The sequence below is a fragment of the Streptomyces specialis genome (assembly GCF_001493375.1).
GTDB classification, from domain to species: Bacteria; Actinomycetota; Actinomycetes; order Streptomycetales; family Streptomycetaceae; genus Streptomyces; species Streptomyces specialis.
Window position 1 is genome coordinate 60,563 of record NZ_LN929838.1, and the last position, 9,365, is coordinate 69,927.

Sequence of the window (9,365 nt, forward strand, 5' to 3'; positions counted from 1 at the left end):
CACAAGGAAAGCCGGAAGAGGCAAAGGAAGCGAAGAGACAGCCAGCCGGCCAATCAATACCCAAAGAGCAGCAGGGAAAATCAACACACCGACAGCACTAATAACAAGGTGTAGATCGACGCGTATTCGCGCCGCACAACCCCGCGCCAAACTATTTTTCACACCCCTGGGGGCAGTGAGTCGGACGCCACATCGGAACGAGACAAACGTCCACCGACCTGCGACAAGGCGACGCGAGGGGGGTTCCTGCCTGAGAGGCCCCCCGATCGGCCCGCAGATCGGCCCGCAGACAGGAACCCCGATTGGCCAGCAAAGAAATGCCGACCGTCGCCATTTCTCAGGCTTCCAGGGGCATCGACGCAATGTGCTTTATGCGCACTCACCCGCATCGGCACCGATGACGCATCCACACTCGCGGGGAAGGAAAGGGAAACGAATTGCATACTCGGCACGAAAACAGGGCCGCAACATTCTCCTCGACTCCCCAACTAGCAGATTACCCCATAATGCCGGACCGCGGATTCCGCCGGGCCCGACTGTCCTATCAGGGTTCGCCGGGGTGGTGGATGCCTGGCCTCCGGGCCTTGTCGGAGAACCTGATGGCTTCGCCTGAGGGCTCTTCGTCTATCTCCGCCAGGGCAGTGGTGAGAAGTGCAAGTGTCCGCGGCACTCCGTCCCGCTGGCCGAGATGAACCTGGAGCCGGGCTATTTCACAGTAGATGGTCTCGTTGTGCGGGTCGAGCTGGCGGGAGATTTCCAGGAAGTGCAGTGCCTTTTGCGGGGCGGAGGAGCGAAGGGAGCGGACGAGCAGGCTGTGGGCGTTCAGGATGTCCCGGCGCAGCGCCTCCCGCGGTGCGTCGAGCCAGTCGCCGGCCAGGTCGGCCGCCAGCTCGCCCTGGTAGAGCTCGTCGATCCGGTGCAGCGCCCTCTCCTGCTGCTCGGTGGTACGGGAGGCGAAGTCGGCCAGTTCGGTCTGGAGTTGCCACAGGTCCACCGACAGACGCCCGGCGTCCAGGCGGTAGTGGCCTTCGTGGTGGAGGACGAGGCTTTCGTGCGAAGGGGCTTCGGCGGCCAGTGTCTTGCGCAGCTGGCTGACGGTGGCGTGGAAGGCGTTGTGCGGGCGGCGGGCCTCGGGCCACAGTGCGGCGCACAGGACGTCCCGGTGTACTCCAGCGGGGTGGAGAGCCAGGAAGGCGAGCAGGTCGCGGTGCCGAGGGGCGAGGGAGATTTCCGGCTCCGCGCCACCGGGTGGCTGCCGGGTGAGACGAAGCCGGCCCAGGACGACGAGGCGTGCCGCTTTCCCAGCCTCCTGCGGTCGGCCGGTGGCACCCTCGGACGGTTGGTGGGCCGCTGCTACGGGCGCGGCGGCCCCGGCAGGTGGGCTGGCGGAGCGTGTCGAACCGTCATCCACTGGCCCAAGGGAGCCATCCGGCCCACGGCGCCCCTCTTCTGCCCGGCCGTCGGTGCCGGCGGGCTCACGACGGGGCGTCAGCCGGGTAGCCGTCGGGGGGATCGCTTCCCTCAGCAGGCGGATCAAGTCCCGGGTTTCGTCCGCCGGCAGGGTGAACAGCCGCACACCAGGCGCCCCGGGGGCCGTGGGGCTAGTGGCGGCGACCGTTCCGTCCTGGCGGACGCGGACGGTGGTGCCCGGGTGCCACGGCCCCAGCAGCAGACCACTCAGGCCCAGGGACGAGCCGTTGTCGAGGATGGCCTGCAGGCGGCGGTCCGCGTACGGCTGGGACGTGGCGACGAGAACGAGTTCGCCCGCCGAATCGGCGCTGACGGCGCCGCGGCTTCGGGTGAGGAGTTCGCGCTCCATCACCTCCAGGGCCTCTTCCAGGTCGCGGGTGACGCACAACCGCAGCGCCTGTGGCGGAGCGGTGATCTCTGGGCCCAGGAGCAGTGCCGCGTCCGGGGCGGGGGTAAGGAGCCGCGTCTGGGGGGAGCCGGGGCGGTGGTGGTCGGCCAGTATGGCCACCAGCAGGGCGCGCGCTGCGGCCTGCGCTCCGGGCCCCGTCAGGCCGAGCCCGCGGGTGCGGGCAAGGTCGAGCGCGATAGCGCGGCCGTCCGCGATGCCTACGGCAGGGCGGTCGTCGACGGCGTGTGTCTGGGCGAGGTGGCGGGCGCGGTCGCGCAAAGCGGCCTCGGGAACGGGCGCCGCCCGCGATGTCGCCGGTTCAAGCTCGACGAGGCCGCGGTCGTCCGGTGCCGGTGGGTTGGCGCGGTCGTGGGCGAGGCGGAGGGTGCGCACGACCGGGGCCATGGGCAGTTCCTTGCGCTGCCCGTGGCCGGGGCGGTAGTGGATGCGGCGGCGCAGCAAGAGAGTTGCCCAGGCGGCGGTGATCAACGCGGCGAGCCCGAGGCCGACGAACGCCCCCGTCGGCGTCACGACCCTTTGGTCGCCGTCGGGGTCACCGGCGTCGGGAGCCGCAGTCCCGGGCTGCTGGTCCGGCGGCGGGGCGGGGGGGGGGCGGGGGGGGGGGGGGGGGGGGGCCGCCCGGGGGGGGGGGGGGGCGGGGGGGGGGGGGGGCGAGGGGGGGGTGTGTGTGAGAGAGAAGGAAGAGACGGGAAGGGGGAGAAGAGACAGGAGGTGGGGACGGGGGAAGGCGCTGGCGGCGTGACGGGTGGTGCGGGCGACGTCGAGGACGAACCATGCCCAGGTGGGCCACAGCACGCAGGCGAGGATACGCAGGGTGTCGCGGGTGCTGAGCGGAGTGGAGAGGGTGGTGATGAGTTCATCGCCGCTGGGGACGCGGGTGGGCAGGGGCTGACCGACGTAGTGGGCCAGGCCCCAGGGAATGCCGGCCAGCAGCACGGCCAGGACGACGGCGGCGATAGCGGCGCGCAGCAGGCGAGCGGACAGGCAGACCAGCCGGACGCCGGTCCCGGTTCGGGCGCGGGCCCGTGTCGGTCCGGGCATCGCGAACGTCTCCCTCTTCTACGGTTGCGGGCCGGTGATGCCCGGCTGCGGCTGGGCGGCGCCGGAGGCTGTGACGGTAAGCGTCTCGACGCCGATCAGGTCCAGGAGCTGGGTGTCCTGAACGGCCGTCACGGTCACCGTGACCTTCTCCTGGGTCGCACTGACCGCCCCTTCGGTACCGACGTCGGAGAGGTAGTTCTCGGCGAGCTGGCGAGCCTGTGCGGGGTCGAGGCGGAGGGTGCCGTCGGCTCGGTAGGCGGCCAGGTCGATCCCCTGGGCGCCGGCCCGGGCGGCTTCCTGGGCTTCGCCGAGGGCGCGCACCTGGGCGGCCAGGGCGAGCCCGCCGTCCAGCGCCAGCCCGGCCATCGCCATGAGGGTGGCCATCAGCGGCAGGACGAACGCGGTGATCTGCCCCCGGTCCCTGCGCAGGTGCGTCCGGAGGGAAAGGCCCGGACGTCTCATGGGTGTTCACCGCCCGTCGTGGCGGGCGTGGCGGTGGAGCTGCGGTAGAGATCGACGGGGGCGGTGAAGCGTGCGTCCAGGGTGGTGGTGCCCGGCATCGGGATCATGGCCAGGTCCTGAAGGCCGATGGTGCACGTCAGGGTGGCGGTGACGGTGGAGCCGGGTTCCAGGGTGCCGTCGAGCTGGACGGTGACGGCCTGGCAGGCGACGCCCGCCTCGTCGAGCGCGGCGGTGGCGGTGGCCCGGGCGGCGTCGGCCGCCTGGCCCGGGGTGCGGGCCTGGCTGGCAGCGCGGGCGGCCTGGTGCGCGGCGTCATCGAGTCGCATCCGGGTGTCCGAGCCGCGTTCGCAGTAGACGACGACATACAGCACGAGGATCAGTACCGGGAGCAGCAGCACTAGTTCGGCGCTGGCCGACCCTCGATCCCCGAACCGGTTCCGCCGTACCGGCCGGGGAGCGCGCCGCTGCTGGGTGGTCGCCTCCTGGGCGGTCATTGCGCCGCTCCGGTTTCGGCGGGGGGCTGGAAGGTTTCGGTGGGGCCGGCGGCTTCGGCGGGGACGGGGAGACGCAGCCAGGGCAGGAGGGGCAGGGCCACCCCGTCGACCTGTACCTCGGTGCGCTCTGCCGTGCGGTCGATATCGGCAGTGACGTTCTGCAGCGGGCCGCCGAGTTGACGGAGGACAGTCTCGATCTCCCTGCGTCCGTCGTCGGCGGTGCCGTCCTGGGCGCGGGCGGCTGACAGGCCCTGGGAAGCGGCGGCCTGGGCGGCGTGGACGGCCTGGGCCCACACCGCGACGTGCGCAATGAGCAGGATGACGGTCATCAGCACTGGGAAGATGACGACGGTCTCGGCGATGGCGGCGGCGCCCCGGTCCTCCCGCAGCACTTGCCGCCAGCTTCCCGGCAGCCTTCGCCGGGCGGTACCTCGGTCTTCATATGTAGGCATGGGCGCTGTCAGGGGGCCGACGGGGTGGTGAAGTTGATGTTTTCGGCGGCGGCGATGATCTCCTCGTCGAAGACCCAGCCGACGCCGGCGGCGACGCCGACCAGGGCGCCGGTGAGGATCACCGCCTCGGTGCTGTAGCCGCGGTCGTCGTTCATGAGGCGGCTCAGGAGCAGGATGATGCGCGTCCGCAGCCGGAGCAGGCGCTTCTTCATGAGGTTCTCCCTCTCTCAGCAGGGGTGGTTTCTACAGCGAGCCGGTGACGTGGGCCATGGCGGCGTAGACGATGAACAGCACGAAGCCCAGCGCCATCAGGGAGGTGGGGAAGGCGGTGCGTTCGTTGGCGGCGGTGGCGGCAGCTTCGGCCTCGGCGGTGGCCTGGGTGCGCAGGGCGGTGGCTTTCGCCGCGAGGGAGGCGCGGATTCTGGCGCCTTCGGTGCCGGCCAGCGACAGGGCCGCGGCGAGTTCGGACAGCTCGCGGACGCCGAGTTCGCCGCCGAGCCGGCCGAGGGTCTCCCACGGGGAGACGCGGGTGGCCTCGGCGGTGTGCAGGGCGCGGCGCAGGTGCCGGAAGGCCCAGTCGTCACCGAGGTCGGCGGCGTCGTGAAGGGCACCGATGACGCCGGAGCCCCCGGCGAGCAGGATGTGCACGATGTCGACGTAGGCGCTGAGCACGTGCCGGAACGCCGCTCGCCGGCGGGCGGCTTCCGTCCGCACGGACACCTCGGGCAGGAGAAATCCGGCGACGGCCAGGACGAGGGCCGTGCCGGTGGTCATCAGCACGCCGGGCGGGTTGCCGCCGAGGGCCGCCAGGGTGGCCAGGGTGGTGGGCAGCAGGAGCCCGGCCGCCGCGAGGGCGGCCTGATCCGCCAGATGCGTCTCGGGGGACCGGCCGGTGACGGCCAGGTCGCGGTCCAGCCCTGGGCGCGGTAGACCGGCGGCGCGCAGCACCGGGATCAAAGGCCGGCCCAGGCGTGTCCCCCACCCGCCCGCCACGGGTGCATCGCTCCCGGCGAGGGGAGGCGTACGGCGGCGTTGCGTGTCGGCCCGGACCGTGTCGACGAGGGTGGTCAGGGCCGGACGGGGCGGGAACAGCCACGCCGCCAGTGCCCACAGCCCGAGACCGGTGCCGGCTGACATCACCACCAGCCAGGTCACCGGGCCTCCCTGCCCTCGACGGTGAGGAAGCGGGCGGGCTGTTCGATGCGGGTCAGCCGGGCCAGCCACACCAGGGCGACGGCGATGATGGCGGCGACGACCAGCAGCATCACCTGCCCGCCGGCCGAGTCGTAGGGGGTGAGGAACTCACGGTTGAACAGCACCAGGCCGCCGATGAACACGGCGGTGGTGCCGGTGACGATGCGGACCGTGGTGCGCACCCTGGCCTGCGCGGCGGCCACACGGCGGCGCATCTCGACCTGCGAGCGCGCCGTCTCGGCCAGGGCACCCAGGCGGGGAGCGAGCTGGCGGGCCTGATACCGGGCGGAAATGATCAGCACGCTGATGACCAGATCCGCGGTGGGGTCCGCCACCTTCTGGGCGAGACGGCGCAGCGTCAGGCCGAGTTCCTCCCCGGCTTCCAGCTCGCCGGCCAGGGAGCGGACGTGGGGCCGGATGGCTTCGGGCACGGTGGCGGCGGTGGCGGTGATGGTCTGTTCCAGGCCGGCGCCGGCGGCCAGGGGGTCGCGCAGCATCTCCGCCCACCCCGCGGGCGCTTCGATCAGCGCGGTCTGCCGCCGGCCGGACGAACCACCGACCAGGCGGGGCAGGTTCCACACCGCGGCGGCGGCCAGCGGACCGGCAACCGGCCAGCGGGTCAGCACCAGCGCCACCAGGCCGGCGGCTGCGGCGGCCGACGCCCACCGCCGGGCGTGTGCGCGGTGGTGGGCGCCACCGGGCCGGAACATGCTGCCGCGCGGCGGCCTTTGGCGGATTCCGGAATACCCGCGCCAGCCAGCGGCCACGAAGAGGCTGCCCACGCCGATGCCCAGGCCGCACAGGCCCAGCAGCGGGGCCGCGGTGTTCATGGCCGCCGCCTTTCCATCAGTCCCGGCGAGAAGCCGGCCGCCCGCAGCTCGTCGAGGGTCTCCACCCGCATCGGCACCCCGGTGACCGCTCGCCGGTCGGGGCCCGGGCGCATGATCTCGTTGGTTATGACCTGTCGTTCGTCCGCGCCGACGACTTCGCGGATGGAGGAGACGACCCGCTGGTGCCCGGCGGCACGCGGCCGGTCCAGGTGGACCACGAAGTGGATCGCGGAGGCGACGAGCAGGTTGGTGGCTTCCATCGGCAGCCGCTCGGCGGACTGGGCGGCGTAGGCGGCGAGCTTGGTGAACGCCCCAGCGCTGGTGCTGGCGTGCAGGGTGCCAAGTGAGCCGTCGTTGCCCTGCGACATGGCGTTGCACATCGGCACCACCTCGGGGCCGCGGACCTCCCCGACGATGACCCGGTCTGGGGACATCCGCAGTGCCCACCGCACGAGTTCTGCCAGCGGCACCTCCCCTTTGCCTTCGATGTTGGCCTCCCGCGCCTGGAGCGCGACGACGTCCGGATGGGCGCGGCGGTCGGCGTCCAGGCCGAGTTCGAAGGTGTCCTCGATGGTGATCAGCCGCTCCTGGCGGGGGATTTCGGCGGCCAGCGCGCGCAGCAGCGTCGTTTTGCCCATGCCTGTACCACCCGTGATCAACAGGTTTTTGCGGGCGCGGACCATGGCTGCCAGCAGGGCTTCGAGCCGGTCGTCGATCGTGCCGAGCTGCCGCAGCCGGTGCAGGGTGACCTGCTGGTGGCGGTGGCGGCGGATGGCCAGCGCCGGGCGGGCGGAGACAGCCATCACCGCGAAGGCGCGCTCGCCGCCCGGGAGCTGGAAACTGACGCCGGGGCTGCCGCGGTCGAAGTGCCGCTCTTCCGTCCCGCTGCGGGCTGCCAGGGCGCGCACGAGCCGCACCAGGTCGTTGTCCGACCGCGCTACGGGTGGGGCCTGCTCGCGTCGGCCGTCGGCGTAGCGGACGAAGACGTGGTCGTGCCCGTTGACGTTGATGTTCTCGATCGCCGGGTTGCGCAGCAGTGGTTCCAGTCCGCCCATTCCGAAGAATTCGTCCAGCACCTGGGCGATGGCCGCGGCCTCGTCCTGCTCGGAGACGATGCGCCGCCCCCTGTTCAGGAGCGCGCCGGCGAACTCTTCGGCGGCGTCCTGGGCGATGGTCTCGGCCTGGGCCCGGCGCTGTTCGGCCGTGGGCTGGGGACGGTTGGCCTGTTCGTCCGCGCGGATCCGTTCGGAGAGCTTGGTGGCCAGTTCCTGGCGCAGGTAGCGGCGCAGCCCCTCGGCCGTGTCCTCAAGGGACAGCCAGGTGCCCGCCATCGTGGTCGCGTCCGGGATGTGGATGCCCGGTTGCTGGGGCGGTGGTCCGGGTGGTGGGGCGTGGAAGACGCCGTCCGGGGGCAGGATGCGCGGATCGCGGTGTTCGCCGGGCTGGGGGCCTTTTGTGTGGGTCATGGCAGTATCCGGTGCGTCGAGGGTGCGGTGAACTCGGGAACGTCGTGGGCGCCGGGTGGTGTCTGCGAGGCCCGCCAGCGCCAGGGTGGCGGGGTGATCAGGGCGTCCCGGGCGGTGCGGGCGGCGAGTTCGGCGGTGGCCTGTCCCCGCCGGGAACGTGCCGGGCCCCAGCGCGGGGCGGGCTTCCCGGCGAATGCGGCTGCCCCGGCGGGGTCATGCGGGATGCGGGCGGCCACCTCGATGCCGAGTTCCGTGGTTCCCAGGGCCTGGGTGACTTCGCCGGTGGGGTAGCCGTCGCCGACGAGGACCAGCCTGGGGCGGGGGGACCAGGTGGCCGCTGGGCGCACCATCACCGCGAGGTGTGCGAGGGCGTCATCCCCGGCTCCGGCGACCAGCAGCATCACGTCCGCGTCGCGCACCACCCCGAGCGCGGGTGAATCGGCGTCCACCCGGCCGCAGTCGGCGATGACCACCACCCCCGGGCGGGAGACCGCCCGCCGCAGCAGCGGACCGTTCGGGCCGGATGTCAGCTCCACGAGGGCGGCGCGGGCTTGCCCGGGCGCGGGCGGGCCGGCCACCACCGGCAGCCCGCCGGGCAAACGCTGGGTGTGCTGCCAGATCAGGCCCGCATCATCGCCCGAACGCCGTCCGGCGGCGGCCAGCGTCACTAGTCCGGGGGTCAGGTCCAGGCGGTAGCGGGCCACGATGTCCCGGCCCGCCGGGTCGCACTCCACCAGCACCGGCTGCGTGCCGGACGGCCATCCGGCGGCCAGCGCGACCGCCGTCGTCGTCACTCCCGGCGAGCCCTTCAGTGAACACAGCGCCACCACTGTCATCGATCGCTCCCCGCCACGACGACCAGGCGCAGTTCGTCGGCCGGCCAGGCGGCCATCGCCTGGGCGTCGCCGGTGTCCATCTGCAGCGTGGCGACCGCGGCGTCTTCGCGGTCGCCGCTGTCCGTGACTGCCGTCACTACGGCCGTCCACGATGTGCCGGCCGGTATGTGTTCACCGGTGGAGGTGTCTGCGGTGGTCAGGGGGACGACATGGACGGTGTTGCCCGGCTGGAGGCCGGGCGGGAACTGCCCCGCCTCCAGCGGTACCGCGGTGACTGCCTGGCCGGGTGGGGGGACGGCCGGCTCGCCGAGCGCCTGGGGGGTGAGGATCGTGCCGGCCGGGAGGCTGTAGGCGGCCGGCCGGCCGACCACCTCCTCCAGCGCGTCAGCACGGACGATGTTCACGCCCGGGTCGACCGCCATGCTCACCTCGCGCACCGCCGCGGCGGTGATCTCCTGCCCCGCCGACACCGGCTCCGCAAGGACCAGTACCGCCTGCCGTTCACTTAGTTGCGTGGCGACCAGCACGCCGCCGCCCGCGCACCCGACCCCCAGCAGCCCCCCCGCCCCCAGGTAGGGCACCCGCCGGCGCCGGGCGACCCCGGTCAGCCGCGACCCCTCCCGGCCCCCGGCCGCGCCGGAAGGGATGGCGCTGCCGTGCGGCACCGACGTTCTCGTACTCGTGCTCATCGAGGCGCTCACTTCCTCGGTC

The 9,365-nt window shown here is 72.6% G+C and carries 10 protein-coding genes; all 10 read right to left on the reverse strand.

The annotated features are described in order from the left end of the window. Positions 1-544 precede the first annotated feature (544 nt). A complete protein-coding gene (locus BN2279_RS08195) occupies positions 545-2,920 on the reverse strand; it encodes an AfsR/SARP family transcriptional regulator (protein ID WP_059007930.1) in 2,376 nt (791 codons plus the stop codon). 18 nt (positions 2,921-2,938) lie between these two features. After that, a complete protein-coding gene (locus BN2279_RS08200) occupies positions 2,939-3,382 on the reverse strand; it encodes a TadE/TadG family type IV pilus assembly protein (RefSeq protein ID WP_059007932.1) in 444 nt (147 codons plus the stop codon). Next, positions 3,379-3,876: a TadE/TadG family type IV pilus assembly protein gene (locus BN2279_RS30965; RefSeq protein ID WP_059007934.1), complete on the reverse strand. Its 498-nt coding sequence runs from the start codon at positions 3,874-3,876 to the stop codon at positions 3,379-3,381. Before BN2279_RS30965 ends, BN2279_RS08200 begins: the two co-directional genes overlap by 4 nt. Then, on the reverse strand, positions 3,873-4,268 hold the full coding sequence (locus tag BN2279_RS08210) for a TadE/TadG family type IV pilus assembly protein (RefSeq protein WP_199827668.1): 396 nt from the start codon (positions 4,266-4,268) through the stop codon (positions 3,873-3,875). The genes BN2279_RS30965 and BN2279_RS08210 overlap by 4 nt, the downstream gene beginning before the upstream one ends. Before the next feature lie 68 nt (positions 4,269-4,336). After that, entirely contained in the window at positions 4,337-4,540 is a 204-nt protein-coding gene (locus BN2279_RS08215; RefSeq protein WP_059007938.1) for a hypothetical protein, read from the reverse strand. Positions 4,541-4,571: 31 nt separating this feature from the next. Beyond that, on the reverse strand, positions 4,572-5,483 hold the full coding sequence (locus tag BN2279_RS30970; protein WP_159037125.1) for a type II secretion system F family protein: 912 nt from the start codon (positions 5,481-5,483) through the stop codon (positions 4,572-4,574). Continuing rightward, complete coding sequence (locus BN2279_RS08225; protein WP_059007940.1) at positions 5,480-6,352, reverse strand: type II secretion system F family protein; 873 nt, start codon at positions 6,350-6,352, stop codon at positions 5,480-5,482. Before BN2279_RS08225 ends, BN2279_RS30970 begins: the two co-directional genes overlap by 4 nt. After that, positions 6,349-7,818, reverse strand: coding sequence for a TadA family conjugal transfer-associated ATPase (locus tag BN2279_RS08230; RefSeq protein ID WP_324612828.1), 1,470 nt, complete (start codon positions 7,816-7,818; stop codon positions 6,349-6,351). The genes BN2279_RS08225 and BN2279_RS08230 overlap by 4 nt, the downstream gene beginning before the upstream one ends. Then, complete coding sequence (locus BN2279_RS08235; RefSeq protein ID WP_159037126.1) at positions 7,815-8,654, reverse strand: P-loop NTPase family protein; 840 nt, start codon at positions 8,652-8,654, stop codon at positions 7,815-7,817. Before BN2279_RS08235 ends, BN2279_RS08230 begins: the two co-directional genes overlap by 4 nt. Further along, on the reverse strand, positions 8,651-9,343 hold the full coding sequence (locus tag BN2279_RS08240; protein ID WP_104530967.1) for an SAF domain-containing protein: 693 nt from the start codon (positions 9,341-9,343) through the stop codon (positions 8,651-8,653). Before BN2279_RS08240 ends, BN2279_RS08235 begins: the two co-directional genes overlap by 4 nt. Positions 9,344-9,365 lie beyond the last annotated feature (22 nt).

What these genes read in the sequence shown, in the direction of transcription:
- BN2279_RS08195 (WP_059007930.1), bottom strand. Translation starts at nt 2,920, where the DNA reads ATGCCCGGACCGACACGGGCCCGCGCCCGAACCGGGACCGGCGTCCGG.
- BN2279_RS08200 (WP_059007932.1), bottom strand. Translation starts at nt 3,382, where the DNA reads ATGAGACGTCCGGGCCTTTCCCTCCGGACGCACCTGCGCAGGGACCGG.
- BN2279_RS30965 (WP_059007934.1), bottom strand. Translation starts at nt 3,876, where the DNA reads ATGACCGCCCAGGAGGCGACCACCCAGCAGCGGCGCGCTCCCCGGCCG.
- BN2279_RS08215 (WP_059007938.1), bottom strand. Translation starts at nt 4,540, where the DNA reads ATGAAGAAGCGCCTGCTCCGGCTGCGGACGCGCATCATCCTGCTCCTG.
- BN2279_RS08225 (WP_059007940.1), bottom strand. Translation starts at nt 6,352, where the DNA reads ATGAACACCGCGGCCCCGCTGCTGGGCCTGTGCGGCCTGGGCATCGGC.
- BN2279_RS08230 (WP_324612828.1), bottom strand. Translation starts at nt 7,818, where the DNA reads ATGACCCACACAAAAGGCCCCCAGCCCGGCGAACACCGCGATCCGCGC.
- BN2279_RS08235 (WP_159037126.1), bottom strand. Translation starts at nt 8,654, where the DNA reads ATGACAGTGGTGGCGCTGTGTTCACTGAAGGGCTCGCCGGGAGTGACG.
- BN2279_RS08240 (WP_104530967.1), bottom strand. Translation starts at nt 9,343, where the DNA reads ATGAGCACGAGTACGAGAACGTCGGTGCCGCACGGCAGCGCCATCCCT.